Source organism: Pseudanabaena sp. SR411 (assembly GCF_002251945.1).
Taxonomy (GTDB): domain Bacteria; phylum Cyanobacteriota; class Cyanobacteriia; order Pseudanabaenales; family Pseudanabaenaceae; genus Pseudanabaena.
Genome location: NZ_NDHW01000084.1, coordinates 87,270 through 102,768, shown reverse-complemented (window position 1 = coordinate 102,768; position 15,499 = coordinate 87,270). Strand labels below are relative to the sequence as shown.

Genomic DNA, 15,499 nt, shown 5'->3' with positions numbered 1-15,499 from the left:
TTAGTGGCGAGGCTTTGCTGCGCCACCAAAAAATTGATTCTTTAATTTTACTATTAGAAGAATTTTGATTGTCAAATGTTGCTTGAATCCGCAATTCCCATTATATACAGCGCTTTGCGCTCAAACCCAAACCAAGAGATTTTGAATTGCTGTAAGCCCCAAAAGCAAGTAGCGATGCTACTTAACTTTTGGCACTTTTCGATTTTAAGAGTAAGGCGATCGATTGATTAAAACCCAGTAAAAGCCTAATTGTTCAATGGCTTTGTTAAATTGCTCAAAATCTACAGGTTTCACAATATAACTATTTACCCCAAGCTTATAGCTTTCAATTACATCACTATCTTGGGCTGAAGAAGTTAGTACTACAACAGGAATCATTTGCGTGCGTGGATCGGATTTGAGTTGTTGTAAAACCTCTAGTCCAGTAACTTTGGGAAGCTTTAAGTCTAGCAAGATCATTTTGGGATAGTCGGTGATTTTGCGATTAGCATAGTCACCTCGACAGAAAATAAAATCAAGTGCTTCTGCACCATCTTTTAATAGCTGAATTTGATTGCTAATCCGCCCCCGCCTCAAGGCTCGAATTGCTAATTCTGCATCAGCAGGATTGTCTTCAACTAACAAGATAAAAACACTTTGATCGGAAAGTGGATTAGAAGATTGTCCAGCAAGTTGCTCGGAAGGTTGATCTGTCATTGATTAGTACATGAATCAGAAATTGTGAAATAAAAGGTGGCTCCTTGATTAATCGCTGCTTCAGCCCAGATTCGACCACCATGTCTGTGAATGATTCGTTGCACGATCGCTAGCCCGATGCCAGTGCCTTCAAACTCATCGTCGAGGTGCATTCGATGAAACACTCCAAATAATTTATCGGCATATTTCATATCAAACCCAGCCCCATTATCGCGAATAAAGTACACTATTTCCGAATTTATGACCATAGAACCGATCTCAATGTAGGCATGGTCGATTTTGCTAGTGTATTTGATAGCATTGCTCAAGAGATTGATCCAGACTTGAGTAAATAAAGACAGATCACCTTGATGTTCTGGTAAATCCGCGATCGCAAATTCAATCTCCCGCTCGCCCCAACTAGGACGTAAATCATTAATCAGTTTATCAATGAGATCCTTTGGGAAAATAGTTTGCTTGGCTATTTCTTTGCGATTGAGACGTGCAAGATTCAGGAGGTCATCAATTAGGATTCCCATACGCTGGGCGTTATCGCGCACAACCTTGAGATAACGATGTGCTTCACGATCAAAAGTCTGACCATAATCCTCTTGCAACATTCTCGAAAAACCATCGATCGCCCTTAGTGGGGTGCGTAAGTCATGGGAAACAGAATAGGAGAAAGCTTCTAATTCCTTATTTGCCATTTCTAGTTGATTAGTACGTTGGATGACACGCTCTTCTAACTCGGCATTGAGTTGACGTACCTGTGCTTCTGATATTTGCAAGTTTTCGATCAGGCGATCGCGATCTTGTTCAACCTGATGTCTTTCTTGAATCTCTATTTCTAGTTCCACATTGGTTTGTTGGAGTGCTTTGGTACGTTCTAGCACCCGATCTTCTAAGAACTCATTGGCTTGACGGATTTCACTAAACTTTAGCTGCAAACTCATAGCCATCATCCGAAAGTTGCGAACTAATAATGATAACTCCGTAATATGGCTATGCATCCATGAGATGGGTTCGCGTTCTAGCAATTTGTCGGGTAAGTTAGTCGTAACTTCAGCTAACTGGAGCAAGGGTTTAACGACCTGACGACTGACTAATGTTGCAAAAATAAGCCCTGACCCAGATATGAGTAGCAACAAAGCCATATTTTTGGTATGAACTTCTTCAATCTGGCGCGCATGGGGTTTTGCGGCAATTTGAATGATCAATGTCCATGGAATATCATCGCGAATCATCACCTCTTTGACAAAGAGCGAGTTTTGCCATTGCACCATCACGAGCCGACTGCCAGTAGTCGGTAACCAGTGATAAGCTTGGCGACTTAACTCTTTGACGTTGCCATTTTCACGCCAATCAAAGTTTTGAGTGCCAATTAATTGGGGATTAGTACTAGCAGCGATCGTTTTGTGTTGATCGATGATCGAGATGTCTAGTGCTTCTTTGCCAACATTTAGCTTTAGAAGTTGAGTAATCACTTTTAAATTGATTTCGCTAAAAATCGCCCCGATCAGCTTGCCATCTCGCATGATCGGAATTCCCAATAACGCGAGCGACGAAAATAACTCATGATCAGTCATTACGGACGAAAGAAATGGTTGTGGCGATCGCTGTAATTTTTGAAAATAAGACGCTTGACTAAAACTAAGTTCAGCTTCGATCGCCTCATTTTGCAAATCCAAAATGGTTTCGCCACTACTATCTAAAACATGAATATGGCGGAAATCAGGAAAAGTTTGGCTAACAAATTTAACACTTTGCTGAAATGAGGCACTCTGAAAATCACTGACCTTGGCAAGCTCGGCAAGTTGGCTAACGGCGGCAAGGCGGCGATCGTACCAACCGCGTACTTCCACAGTGAGATAACGAGAAGCATCATTTAAATCTAAACTTACGGTATTTTTAATATCATCAACAGCCTGACGACTAGCAAGGACAATCAAAATCAGGGTCGGAACTGCCACAAAAGCAAAAAGCAGATTAAATATCGTCTGAGCCAATGAAAGGCTGCTGAGAGCGGGAGGACGTTTTACCCAACGATAAATCGGTAAATGTGTTATTAATAGGCTCGCAATTAAGGCATTAAAAATGGCATTAACAGGCTGTTTAATCAAAATAATCAGCACTTGAGTCGGATCAACTCGCAACAGAACTGCATAAAAAAACCAGACTAGAGGCATTCCTAGCACTAGCCAAAATAAGGCATCCAGCAAAACAATATTATTTTGGTGGTTAGAATGCTGATATTTTTGATGATGACTTTGTTGTCGATGAAATAGCCATCCCACAAATAGGGCTTCGAGGGTAAAATTAATCGCGGTATAGGGATGTCGCCAGATTACATAGGTACATAGTCCAGAAATTAGTCCTGCTAAAGTTCCCCATCTTAAGCCATACAAACAAACAACGATCCAAACTGCGATCGAACCAAATATAAAGTCAATGTCAAAAAATAATGTCCATCGACTATAGTTGCCAGCAAATCCCATTAGCAGTAGCAGGATTAGCCCTACAAACTGACGAAGCGATCGCACTTTTGTCCCCAATACTTTGGTGAAGCCCATTATTTAAGCCATTGGATAAAGGGTTCTACATTCATAAAGAACCATTGTGTATGGGCGGCTTTGCCGCTCATACACAATAGATTTTACAAAGGATTTGATGACTGATCGGGTATTGTGAAATAAAAAGTTGCACCTTGATTCACTTTTGCTTCAGCCCAAATTTTGCCACCATGTCTTTGAATAATCCTTTGGGCGATCGCTAGTCCAATGCCAGTACCTTCAAAATCTTTTTCCAGATGCATTCGCTGAAATACACCAAATAATTTGTCAGCATATTGCATATCAAATCCAGCGCCATTATCACGAATGAAATATACGGTTTGCTCATCAATGATTTGACAACCAATTTCAATGCGTGCATTCTCGGTTTTACCCGTATATTTAATCGCATTTGATATTAAATTAATCCAAACTTGAGTTAGCAAAGAGTTGTCAGATTCACAGTTAGGTAAATTTGCAATAACCAACTCAATTTGACGCTCTTGTATTTCTGGTTGAAAGTCACCTACTATTTGCTGAATTAGATTATTTACAAGAATTGATCGCCGTGACAGTTCCTTACGATTCCAGCGAGATAGGTTTAACAGATCATCGATCAATTCGCCCATGCGTTTGGCATTGTCACGGACAATTTTGAGATAGCGGTTACCTTCGCCATCTAAGCGATCGCGGTAGTCCTCCTGCAAAATCCTCGAAAACCCATCGATCGCCCTTAACGGTGCGCGAAGATCATGGGAAACTGAATAGGAGAAAGATTCTAATTCTTTATTAGCTGCTTCTAGTTGAGCAGTGCGCTGATTTACTCTCGATTCAAGAGACTGATTAAGTTGATACAAAGCCTCATTAGCAGCTTTGCGCTGTAACTCAGCCGAAGCTCTAGCCGCAAATACTTGTAGGATATTTCTGGCTCGTTCCATTTCTTGCAACGGTTGTACATCAAGAATGCAAAGATTGCCAATAGAACTTCCAGCATCATCTTTGAGTGCAATTCCCATATAACTATTAGCTTGCATCACTCCTAAGGCTAAATCTTCAGGAAATAATTGTTGTACCAAACTATGACAGACAAATTCTCCATGCTCTAAGGCTAGTTCGCAGGGAGTTCGCGCAGGCAAATAACTAACCTTTGGTTGCATAGCTCCATCAGACCAAAATGCTAAGGAATGGAGTTCTTCACCGATTAGCTCCGTAACTAGTGCATATTTAACATGCAAGGCTTCAGCAATATGTCTAACTAGTGCCGGGAAAAAGTCTTTGCCTGTGACCGCTGCTGTCCCTGCGACTAGATTTTGTAATGTTTTTTCCGATCGCTTAAGCGCCGCTTCCCTTTCTTTTGCTTCACTGATATCCCGCATAATCGTGGAGATATATTCCAAATCACCTTGAGCAGATTTGTGGGCGATAATCATTTGAGAAACTGGAATTTCAAGCCCTTCATGGGTTAATAAAGCTGTCTCTCCTACCCATGTTCCCTGTTGAACTGCGGTGGGAATACCTTGATTTTGAATGATTTCTAGCGCCCATTGCGGGTGATAATTGGGAATCGTTAATTGAGATATATCGGCTTCGGGTGGTAGTCCTTGGACTTTATTCGCCTGAATGTTATTCCATATTACTTTCCCCTGTGGTAACGACATCCCAATAATATCCGTTGAGGCTTGGATGATCGCAATTAGGCGATCGCGTTCTTCTTCGGCTAACTGGCGCTCAGAAATTTCTACTTGCAAAGATTGATTGAGTTCTTCTTGCTGCTGGAGAAGTCGCGCTTTAACAATGGAAATGGCGGCTTGTGCGGAGAGTAAATTGAGGATTTCGATGCGATCTGGCGTAAATGCATCGGTGACAAGACTATTTTCTAAAAGTACAATTGCGGTTAGGCGACCTTGATTTATAAGGGGCATACATAACAATGATTTTGACTGGTACTGCACAATCCAAGGATCATGTTGAAAATCTCCAGATTGGCATGCATTATGCAGTACGACACTCTCTTGGGTACGCGCAACATAATGCACTAAAGAGATTGGCACATAAAAGTTTCCATCGATGGAAACTGTATCTATGGGAATTGACTGCATTACCACTACTTGATCATGGTTAATCGTCTTAACTGCTTCAATCAGCCATTGCTCTTGCTTTAAGGATGGCGAAGCTCCGCCCATCATTAAAGCAGGATCACTACTATTTAAGGAATTGGATAAATTCTGAGATAATAGTAAATAACCAGTTTGCGCTCCTGCATTCTCGATCAAAATACACATCAATGTGGAGAGAAGTCGATCAAGCTTAATTTCGCTAGCGATCGCTTGGGAAGATTTGATTACAGATTCTAGATCAATGGTGTGTAGACTATTTGAAGATGATTGTGTAGAGATCGAGCTTTTTTGTAAGCTTTTCCTTGGACTCTTATCAGCTAGACGGTTCTCCAAGAGGATCGGATAACGATTTTCTAAATGCTGTACTTTTGCTAATGCTCCCCATTGTAAATAGTGATACCTCGCTTCTCGCATGTAGGCTTTAGCAATTGTTAGACGGTTTTGATCTAAATAGAACTTAGCAGCTAGTTCATTCGCTAATGCTTGATCTTGGATATAGCCATTTTCACTAGCCTCAGCGATCGCAAGGTCATAGAAATCCATTGCTGTGAGTACTTGTCCTAAGACTCGATATCGTTCTGCTTCGATTAAATGCTGTTGATGTCGATAATTCATGGGCGCATGGTCTGCCCAAAACTGAATCCTTTGAAGATTTGCCTCTATCTTAGCCATAGTCTTGTCTTGGTCAGCGATCGCCAGATTGGCATAAACTGCTAAATTCGCAAGGGATTCATAAAAATATAAGCCTGAGTAAGATCTTACACCAATGGCTGCATCCTCATAGAGTTTGACTTGAGCAGCATGATCAATGGCTAGGTGATAGTTCTCAAATAGATAGCAAAGTACTAACTGATGAAAATACAACATATGGATAGCAATGCGATCGCCTTTCTCTATATGTATTGGCAGCATCATATCGATGTTGTAGACTTCTCCAACTAAATGACAAGGATCTGCGACTCTCCCAAGAAGATTTAAAATATTTTGGTGATAGATATATAACCAATTGAGAGTTGTTTGTTGTTTTAGTTGACTGATGAGAGTTTCATATCCTGATATTTCCTGTACTAGACTATTTAACTCTCGACCCATGAAGTAGAGATATTGACTATGTAAACATAATCCGTAAGCCCCAAATTCAAAATCCCCTGTTTCTATACCAATAATGTAGGCATTTAGCAGAGGTTGGAGAGTTTCTTGGAGATGATATTTCCAATGAGTGATAAATACGTTCACGATTACTAAAGTCTTTGCTGTTAACTCTTGTGATTCAAATCGATCTAGTAATTGCAGAGCTAATTGACCAAACTGATATCCTAGTCCCATTTGGTTCATCAGTCCACAAAGAATTAGTCCGCAAGCAGAATATCCGTAAGCGGAACCGATCGCATTTCCTTTAGTGATGGATAGTCTCACTAGTTGTAAAACAATAAGAATATATAATTCTGGTGCAGCACCATAGGCTGCCGCTGCAATACTCAAAAGAATATTTACTGAAGCGATCGCGATTGGATCGGTCATTAATGGTCGTTCTAATAGAGATTCCACAGGATGTAGCGTAAGGAATTCTTGAAAATCTTGCAGAGCTATTCTTAAATCTGCTTGGGAAGGTTGTTTAGGCAGAGCTATCTCTAATAGACTTAATGTGTCTATTCCCATAGCGATCGCTTCTAGTCGATGATTTTGGGCAACTAAAGCTTGAATTTGAATCTCATAAACTTTGATCTTGTCTAATATAGTTTTGCCATGACTAGTAATAATATTCGCCCAATCTTGCATCTGCTCAAAATCACCGTTTAAGAATGCGACCTCAACTGCTAGCTGGTAGAGGTCGAGGGATAGCTCATATTGATTTTGCCAACTGGCGATCGCTAGCAATTCCACACCAGTTTTGACATAGTTCAAGGCGTTACTATAGGCAGTTGCCGCTTTAGCTTTTTGTGCGGCGAGCAGGTTGAGTTGAGCCAATTGATCGCGATCTCTTTGACTGGAAATAAGTCCTAAGCTCAGATTCAGTTGATCAACGATGTCAAAAACCTTAGATTCTAGTTCCTCGCTAGAGGTATTCCTTAGCAACTGCTGACCAATTCTTTGATGAATTACCGCTTGATTTACTTCAGAAATTAGTGAATGAGCAGCTTGTTGAATCCGATCATGGACGAATCGATAGGCGATCGCAGGATGCTCGTTGGTTAACTCGATCCCATAATGAATTGATTGGTGAGCAGAATTAAGGGGTCGGATTAATCCTTCAGAGATCGACTCTCTAAGGGCTTGGATTGTCTCCATAGGCGATCGCTCTGAGGCAAGCACTAATGTGTCAAGGTCAAACTGATTGCCGATACAAGCGGCAATTTGCAACAATTGCTGGGTGCGATCGCTCAACTTTTGGATCTTCCCCGCCATCAGACTCACGATATTATCCGTAATCCCTTGTTCTTGAATCTGCTCGATCAACCATTGCCATTGCCGCGATTGATAGTCAAATTTTAATAAATTCTCACTATGCAAAGACTTCAGAAATTCATTCATAAAGAAGGGATTGCCACCTGTCTTTTGCTGCACAAGCTCTGCCAGTGGTAGGGAATCCGTTATTGAACAATGCAAAGTATCCGCAATAAGCTGATTGATATCCGTAAGATTTAAAGCTGTTAAATAAAGTTGATTAACTGCTCCATCTTCCTGCTGGATTTTCTCAATCATCTGCATGACTGGATGCGTTGAATTAACTTCATTATCTCGGTATGCACCAATCAAAAGTAACGACTGAGCTTCGTTGGTGGTTGCTAATATCTCTAGTAACCTTAGAGAAGCGTGATCAGCCCATTGGAGATCATCTAAAAACATCACTAGAGGATGTTCTAGTTGAGCAAACACACAAATCAATTTTTGAAAAACACGATTAAATCGATTTTGGACTTCACTAGCTGAGATATTTGTGTATGTATTTGAGGATAGCGATTTATCAGTTTGTTTACCAATAATCATCTCTAACGATGGAATCACTTGGGTGATCATCTGGCTATTAGCTCCCAAGGCCACACTAATTTGCGATCGCCATTGCTCTACGCTCTCTACGCTTTCAGTGAGTAATTGTTTGATTAACCCTTGAAAAGCTTGAACAATCGCCAAATAAGGAATATTACGCTGGTATTGCTCAAACTTGCCCGATATGAAATAGCCACGGCTTTTCGCAATCGGTTTGTGGATTTCCTGTACTAGAGTAGATTTACCAATCCCCGAATACCCCGACACCAAAATCATTTCTACGCGATCACCTTGAGAGTTAGTCGCCTCAGTACTAGATATCCTCGCAAAGGCTGCCAATAGACTGTCTACTTCATGTGATCGCCCATACATCTTTTCAGAAATCAAAAAATGATCAGCGATATCTTGTTCTGCTAATGTGAATAGCTCTATGGCTCCCTTTGACTGTAACTGATCCAGACATTCCTCCAGATCTGTTTTTACCCCCCATGCACTTTGATATCTTTCCTCAGCAGTTTTCGCTAGTAGTTTGAGGATAATTTGTGACAATGCTAATGGGATTTGAGGATTAATTAAGTATGGGGCGATCGGTTCTAGAGCTAAATGGTAATGCATCAATTCCAAAGGATCGTTAGACTCAAATGGTAAGCGCTCGGTTAGCATTTGGTAAAAAGTCGCACCCATCGCATATATATCTGTCCGATAATCCAGCGATCGGTTCATTCTCCCTGTCTGTTCAGGTGAAATATAGTCTAAGGTTCCCTCTATTACTTGATTATGATTAAGGATTAATGTCTCTTTTGTTAAATCTGATGCAATCCCAAAATCAATTATTTTTAATTGCTGCGTTTCGAGATTAATGACAATATTAGACGGGTTGAGATCCTTGTGAATGATATTTGCAGCATGGACTTCACTGACACCTTCACAGATCTGAATTGCCAAATTCAAAAATTCAACTAGACTCAACTTCTTTTGAGCTAATAGGGCTGCTAAAGACTTGCCTCCAAAGTCTTCTAATACGATCGCCCAGCCATTTTGATATCGTTGTAAATCATGGGCATGAATTACTAAATTAGAAGCTAGCCTTCTAGTGATTTCGTATTCTAATTTGTATCTACCAATGACTTGGGATGTAGGAAATTCTGTATTTAAGACTTTTAAGATTACTGGTAAGTTATCCTGTTGGCGGATGCCACGATAAACTTGAGAATTGGAACTCTCGTAAATCTTTTCAATAACTTGATATTTAGGTATATTTACCAGCATAGTTTAGCCATGTTGATTATAGATTTTCAAAACTCCTGTAAATTCCTTACTCCTATAGATTTCTTATAATACCTTTAAAAAAGAAATTGTATGACTTATGGCTGTAGATTACAAGATATTTTTTAAATCAACTGCATCCAAGTAAAACCTTGCTAGCGAATGTAAAGTACTTGTGCAAAGTAAACTATCCAAACTCGTAAAGTTCACTACGCAAGGGCGTAACTTTACCTTGCGAATAGGGCTGAAGATCAACTGCTCTGCGTAAGTCCTAAAATGATCAGAGAGAGTCACTAACAAACTAAAGGAAACTTGTATGGATTTCAGCGCTGCATTACCAGTTTTTGCAATTACTTTACGAGAGGGGGTGGAAGCGGCTCTGGTGGTGGGGATTGTGATGGCATATCTCAAAAAAGCCGATCGCAGTGCGCTGAATCCTTGGGTATTTGGTGGCATTGGGACAGGCGTATTGGCGAGCTTTGTAGTGGGGATATTACTGAACTGGTTTCTCAAGCAAGTCGAAAGTACAGAACCAAACCAAGCCGCTTTTTATGGACAGTTATGGCAAGGAGTTTTGGGACTTACCGCGATCGCCATGTTGAGTTGGATGTTGGTATGGATGACCGAGAATGCCAAATCACTGAAGGGGGAAATTGAGGGTCAAATCGGCAAGGCGATCGCTGATGAAAAGACTGCTGGTTGGGCGGTTTTTACGCTGATTTTAATTGCGGTATTACGAGAAGGGTTTGAGGTGGTGATCTTTATCTCCGCAAAGCTGCAAGGTGGACTTGTGCCAATCATCGGTGCGATCGCAGGTTTAGTGGGAGCAGTAGCGATCGGAATAGCTCTGTTTCAATTTGGGATTCGCATTAATCTCAAAGTCTTCTTTCAAGCGATGGGAGTCTTTTTATTGCTAATCGTAGCGGGACTAGTGATCAGTGCGATCGGACATCTGGATAAAGCTGTGGCAGCATTTGCCGAACTCTCCCAGACTTCGCTCTGTTTTCCCACTGAGGCAACAGAAACAACAACCTCGATATCTTCTTGTTTATTAGGTGGTTTAGTTTGGGATGTGCATGAGATTCTTCCAGACAAGGAATTCCCAGGGATATTGCTCAAAGCTTTGTTTGGCTTTCGCGATCGCCTATTTCTTGGACAAGCGATCGCTTACTTTACGTTCCTTGCCTCTGCGGGGTTTCTCTATTTCCAAAGCCTTGCTGATAAGTCGCTCAGCCCAAATAAATAAAGGCGGTGCTTCGCGCCGCCTTTATTTATTTGGGCTTTGGTATTACATTGCTATATTGGAAGTGGTTGCCCTAAATCAGTACATTGAATCTCTATGCATGACAACTTAAAGCAAATTCTGGAAACAGTAGCGAAAGGAGAACTTAGTCCAGAGCGAGCTTTAGAAGAATTGAAATATCTCCACTATGAGTCAGTGGGAGATTTTGCCAAAATCGATCATCATCGCACTTTACGAACTGGTTTTCCTGAAGTGGTTTTTGGCTTGGGTAAAACACCTGAGCAAATTATCCAGATTATGCAGGTGATGGAGTCCAAAAATCCCTTGGTGATGGCAACCAAAATCTCATCTTCCGTTTATGAACAAATTTGGTCATCTTTGCGCGGATTGAGATATTTCCCGATCGCCCAAATTTGCTGCCTCGGTGAATCAACCATGAAAAAGCAAGGCACGATCACGATCATCACCGCAGGAACTGCCGATCTACCAGTCGCAGAGGAAGCTGCTGTGACTGGTGAGCTATGCGGATTTAGGGTGAAGCGACTCTGGGATGTGGGTGTTGCGGGAATCCACCGCTTACTCAGTCATCGTGATGCGATCGCTGATGCGGATGTGATTATTGTGGTCGCTGGCATGGAGGGGGCGTTGGCAAGTGTGGTTGCAGGTTTGGCGGATTGTCCAATTGTGGCTGTGCCAACGAGTATTGGTTATGGGGCTAGTTTTAATGGGCTTGCGCCTTTGCTGACGATGCTTAATTCCTGTGCGACGGGTGTGGGTGTGGTCAATATTGATAATGGTTTCGGAGCGGCGATGTTGGCAGGGAAAATTTTACGCTTAGCAAGCGATCGGCAAGATTTTTAAACCAGAACAACACAGGATTTATTCTTAAACTGTTACGCAATTACTTAAACCTATGACAGTTGCGTTAAACTAAAAGCTTAAGTCTCTTAATATGTAGTTGCTTTACGATGGAGTCAATTTTTTCTACTCAAGGCATCATGGTTATGCTCCTCGGTGCATATGCTGTTGCCATGTGGATGTTTCTCACCAGCGCACCAAAAGTACATACGATCATGGTTTCCAACCTCGATCAAGCGCGATATTTTTACGAAGGCGAGTTGAAATTGCCGATCGCCGACGTGCCGCTACATTATTACTACGGCTATGAATATGGCATGGGCGCACCTGCCGACCCCATTTATATTCCTGCCGAAGCTAGACGATCGCGATCGCAGCAATATTCAGCCGATATGGAAGGCGCATGGTATCTGCTCAAGAAAAACGTCCAACTGCATATCGTCCCAGGCGCAAATGCTACTGATGCAAATCGAGGGCGGCATATTTGCTTCAACCGTGATTGTGTAGAGCAGATTTTATTGCAAATTCAAATTAAAGGGATCAAACATAAGGTTCGCAGCGAGAAACCACTTAACTTTTTGGTCAAAGACCCCGATGGTCAAGTAATTGAAATCGCTGAAGTTATTAGCTAAATACAAAAGAGGGCTTGCATTGCAAGCCCTCTTTTTTGATCTTGTGACCTAGATAACGTTTAGAATGATCGCTAGTGTCCAAAATAAGTAACTGAATAGTGGACAGCAACGAACGAGTATTTGAAGATATGGCAACAAAGCAAGCAGCAATTTTAGTCTTGGCGGATGGTACTTGTTACCGTGGCTATGCCTTTGGCGCATCTGGAACCGCGATCGGTGAAGTGGTATTTAATACAGGTATGACTGGCTACCAAGAGGTAATGACCGATCCCAGCTACCGAGGACAAATTGTAACTTTTACCTGCCCCGAACTTGGCAATACAGGCGTAACTCCCGAAGATGATGAATCCGATCGCCCACAAGTGCGCGGCGTAATTGCACGTAACATAACGGCTGTACCAAGTAATTGGCGATCGCGTCAGTCTTTACCTGACTACCTCAAGGCTCATAATGTCGTCGGCATTGCAGGGATTGATACTCGCGCTTTAACACGCAAGTTGCGATCGCTTGGCGCAATGAATGGTGGCATCTCCACCGAAATTCTCGATCCTGAATTGTTACTGGCTAAGGTGAAAGCCGCGCCATCAATGCAGGGTCAAAACCTCGCTCAAGCAGCTTCCACAGATCGCATTTATGAGTGGACTGAAAAAACCATCTCTGAATGGGAATTTATCGAACCATCACAGTTAACGGGTGAAGCGCTGACCGTTGTAGCGATCGACTTCGGCGTAAAGCGAAACATCTTGCGTCGTCTCGCCAGCTACGGTTGCCGCGTGATCGTCGTTCCTGCCGATACCCCCGCCGAAAAGATTCTCTCTTACAATCCTGATGGTATCTTCTTATCAAACGGACCTGGAGATCCAGCCGCCGTTACCCAAGGAATTGAAACTGCGAAGGCTTTGCTAGAAGCTAATAAACCAATGTTTGGTATTTGTCTAGGACATCAGATTTTAGGCTTATCAATGGGTGGAGACACTTTCAAGCTCAAGTTTGGACATCGTGGACTCAATCAACCCGCTCAAAACCAAGCTGAAAACGCCGATCGCCGTGTGGAAATCACCAGCCAAAATCATGGGTTTGCTCTCACAGGGGACTCCTTTAATACATCTCCCGCGATGTTGACCCATATCAATCTCAACGATCGCACCGTCGCAGGGCTAGAGCATAAAACCTTGCCTATCTTCTCAGTGCAATATCACCCTGAAGCTAGCCCTGGTCCTCACGATGCTGATTATCTGTTCGAGCGTTTTGTGAACTCCATGCGCGAACATAAAAATAACTCTAAGCAAGTAGCTGCTTAGCCATCCTGATCCCCCCAGCCCACTTTAAAAAGGTAGGAGAATTTTCTTCTTCCCCCTTATTTAAGAGGGATTGAGGGGGATCTACACTCCGAAACGTAGACCAAAGAACTATCAAAACAATCATGCCCACTCCCGTAGCCACACTTCCCACAGACTCTGAAGGACTTTTGAAACTCTTACGCCATAAGGAAGGAACTTGGGTGCAGTGGGGAATTGCTTGTCAAATGCTCCAAAAAATGGGTGAGAATTCTCTGGCAATTTTTGAGAATACTGGCTTTGAACCGATTCAACAAAACCAGATTGTGGTTGCGTCACAGGTCTATGCAAGTCTGCAAGCAGGTAATGCTGCGGATATTGTCCTCGCTCATTTTGAACAGAAGGGCAGTGACATTCTCAATGAGTTGCGCGTACTCAATCAATCAGAGCGTGTTGCCATGGCAACCTTCGCTCTCGAAAAAAATCTTGATGTTTTAGAAGCCAAGGATGTTGTTAAAGCAATTAAGGAAGCTTCTAATGTTGCCAACTTGCCTGAAGGATTTACTCGCCATCCTGGGGATGCTGTGGTGTTGCAAATCTTAAAAGCTGCACAAGGCAAAATTGATCCGCAGGAACGTACTAGACTGATTGCGCGGGGATTGCGATTCGCCCATAGTGAGAAAGCGCGTGCAGCGATCGAGCGTCTGCTTATGGAGATGTCAGCACCCGCCAAGAAAAAAGCTCCTAATTTACCCAACTTCCGTTACGATGCAGAAGATAGTATTCCTCGCATCTTGCCTGTGGTGGGTACATTACCGCTATCAATTGATGTGTTTAAGTCATCTCCAAAAACAGAAGAATTAGCTCCCTTTGGAATTGTCCAATCCTCTGTTGCATCCACTTGGGCAACTCTGCCAGGTTGGTTTGTCGTCCATGAAGCAGAAGATGGAGTAGTGGTTTGCTGTAATACTGACACTTTACAGGCGGCGATTAATCAAGAAGTTCTCAGCTCTGTCCGCGATCGCGCTGAGGATATCTTAGTATTAGTTGATCGCGCTCAATGCGAATGGGATGAGAATAGCTATTTTGCGATCGCGGGTGAAGATGGAAATCTCAAGTTTGCATGGTTTGAGCTACCGCCAGAAGTGGAACTCTTAGGCAAAATCACCTTAACTCTACGTCCCAAACGTTTCTTTGACGAAGCAGCCTCTCAAGATCGCTGGCAATTTGAGGAATAGCGAGAAATTAACCATCATGCTGGACAGAAAAAACCACTGGCAAAATGTTTATCAAGAAAAAGCTCCTTTAGCTGTGAGTTGGTATCAGGAAGATCCAAAATTATCATTGGATCTGATTCGGCGTACTCAGATTGCTAGAGATGAAGGGATTATTGATGTTGGTGGTGGTGCTTCAGTACTAGTGGATTACCTCCAAAAAGAAGGCTTTACGAATTTGTCAGTTTTAGATATTTCTGAAAATGCCTTGGATAGCGCTAAAAAGAGACTGGGTAATTCCGCAAAAAGCATTGAGTGGTTTGAAGCTGATATTACTCAATTCCAGCCACCACATCAATTTTCACTTTGGCATGATCGGGCTGTTTTTCATTTTCTAACAGAGCAATCAGATCGAGAACGTTACGTAAATACTTTAAAACAGAGTTTGAGGTCAGGTGGTCATTTTATTATTGCTGCCTTTGCGATCGGCGGTGCGAAAAAATGTAGTGGACTTGAAATTGTGCAATATGACTCCAACAAATTGAGTAAAGAACTAGGAGCAGATTTTGAGTTGATAGAATCAATCAATGAAATTCATATCACTCCATCCAATCAAGAGCAAAAGTTTGAATATTTTCATTTTATTAATAGGATGAACGACGGTAGCACATAAATCTCCA

9 protein-coding genes are annotated in these 15,499 nt (G+C 42.1%); 6 read left to right on the top strand and 3 right to left on the bottom strand.

Translation table 11 applies throughout. The features are described 5' to 3' along the window. Window positions 1-204: 204 nt before the first annotated feature. The 3 genes from B9G53_RS08155 to B9G53_RS08145 form a co-directional block, all read right to left on the bottom strand. The gene (locus tag B9G53_RS08155; protein ID WP_094531024.1) at window positions 205-696 is read right to left on the bottom strand and encodes a response regulator; all 492 of its coding nucleotides are present in this window, start codon (window positions 694-696) and stop codon (window positions 205-207) included. Beyond that, window positions 693-3,245 (bottom strand): sensor histidine kinase, encoded by a 2,553-nt coding sequence (locus B9G53_RS27970; protein WP_094531023.1) that lies wholly within the window; start codon window positions 3,243-3,245, stop codon window positions 693-695. Before B9G53_RS27970 ends, B9G53_RS08155 begins: the two co-directional genes overlap by 4 nt. An 83-nt stretch (window positions 3,246-3,328) precedes the next feature. Further along, complete coding sequence (locus B9G53_RS08145) at window positions 3,329-9,598, bottom strand: AAA family ATPase (protein ID WP_141211736.1); 6,270 nt, start codon at window positions 9,596-9,598, stop codon at window positions 3,329-3,331. A gap of 313 nt (window positions 9,599-9,911) precedes the next feature. Between B9G53_RS08145 and B9G53_RS08140 the strand changes: the two genes are divergently transcribed. The 6 genes from B9G53_RS08140 to B9G53_RS08115 all read left to right on the top strand — a co-directional run bounded on the left by B9G53_RS08140 (window position 9,912) and on the right by B9G53_RS08115 (window position 15,492). Beyond that, the gene (locus B9G53_RS08140) at window positions 9,912-10,841 is read left to right on the top strand and encodes an FTR1 family protein (protein WP_094531021.1); all 930 of its coding nucleotides are present in this window, start codon (window positions 9,912-9,914) and stop codon (window positions 10,839-10,841) included. Between the two features lie 93 nt (window positions 10,842-10,934). Then, window positions 10,935-11,699 (top strand): nickel pincer cofactor biosynthesis protein LarB, encoded by a 765-nt coding sequence (gene larB / locus B9G53_RS08135; protein WP_094531020.1) that lies wholly within the window; start codon window positions 10,935-10,937, stop codon window positions 11,697-11,699. 107 nt (window positions 11,700-11,806) lie between these two features. Beyond that, window positions 11,807-12,328 carry a glyoxalase-like domain protein gene (locus B9G53_RS08130; RefSeq protein WP_094531019.1) on the top strand — a complete coding sequence of 174 codons (522 nt, stop codon included), beginning with the start codon at window positions 11,807-11,809 and terminating at the stop codon, window positions 12,326-12,328. Between the two features lie 128 nt (window positions 12,329-12,456). Continuing rightward, window positions 12,457-13,629, top strand: a complete 1,173-nt coding sequence (gene carA / locus B9G53_RS08125; RefSeq protein WP_094531017.1) for a glutamine-hydrolyzing carbamoyl-phosphate synthase small subunit — start codon at window positions 12,457-12,459, stop codon at window positions 13,627-13,629. Window positions 13,630-13,751: 122 nt separating this feature from the next. Beyond that, on the top strand, window positions 13,752-14,843 hold the full coding sequence (locus B9G53_RS08120) for a RuBisCO accumulation factor 1 (protein ID WP_094531016.1): 1,092 nt from the start codon (window positions 13,752-13,754) through the stop codon (window positions 14,841-14,843). A 16-nt stretch (window positions 14,844-14,859) separates the two neighbouring features. Continuing rightward, window positions 14,860-15,492 carry a trans-aconitate 2-methyltransferase gene (locus tag B9G53_RS08115; RefSeq protein ID WP_094531014.1) on the top strand — a complete coding sequence of 211 codons (633 nt, stop codon included), beginning with the start codon at window positions 14,860-14,862 and terminating at the stop codon, window positions 15,490-15,492. The last annotated feature ends 7 nt before the right edge of the window (window positions 15,493-15,499 follow it).

Bases quoted from the DNA above. Each gene is read 5' to 3' on its own strand.
- carA (WP_094531017.1), top strand. From the start codon at position 12,457: ATGGCAACAAAGCAAGCAGCAATTTTAGTCTTGGCGGATGGTACTTGT.
- larB (WP_094531020.1), top strand. From the start codon at position 10,935: ATGCATGACAACTTAAAGCAAATTCTGGAAACAGTAGCGAAAGGAGAA.
- B9G53_RS27970 (WP_094531023.1), bottom strand. From the start codon at position 3,245: ATGGGCTTCACCAAAGTATTGGGGACAAAAGTGCGATCGCTTCGTCAG.
- B9G53_RS08140 (WP_094531021.1), top strand. From the start codon at position 9,912: ATGGATTTCAGCGCTGCATTACCAGTTTTTGCAATTACTTTACGAGAG.
- B9G53_RS08145 (WP_141211736.1), bottom strand. From the start codon at position 9,598: ATGCTGGTAAATATACCTAAATATCAAGTTATTGAAAAGATTTACGAG.
- B9G53_RS08130 (WP_094531019.1), top strand. From the start codon at position 11,807: ATGGAGTCAATTTTTTCTACTCAAGGCATCATGGTTATGCTCCTCGGT.
- B9G53_RS08115 (WP_094531014.1), top strand. From the start codon at position 14,860: ATGCTGGACAGAAAAAACCACTGGCAAAATGTTTATCAAGAAAAAGCT.
- B9G53_RS08120 (WP_094531016.1), top strand. From the start codon at position 13,752: ATGCCCACTCCCGTAGCCACACTTCCCACAGACTCTGAAGGACTTTTG.
- B9G53_RS08155 (WP_094531024.1), bottom strand. From the start codon at position 696: ATGACAGATCAACCTTCCGAGCAACTTGCTGGACAATCTTCTAATCCA.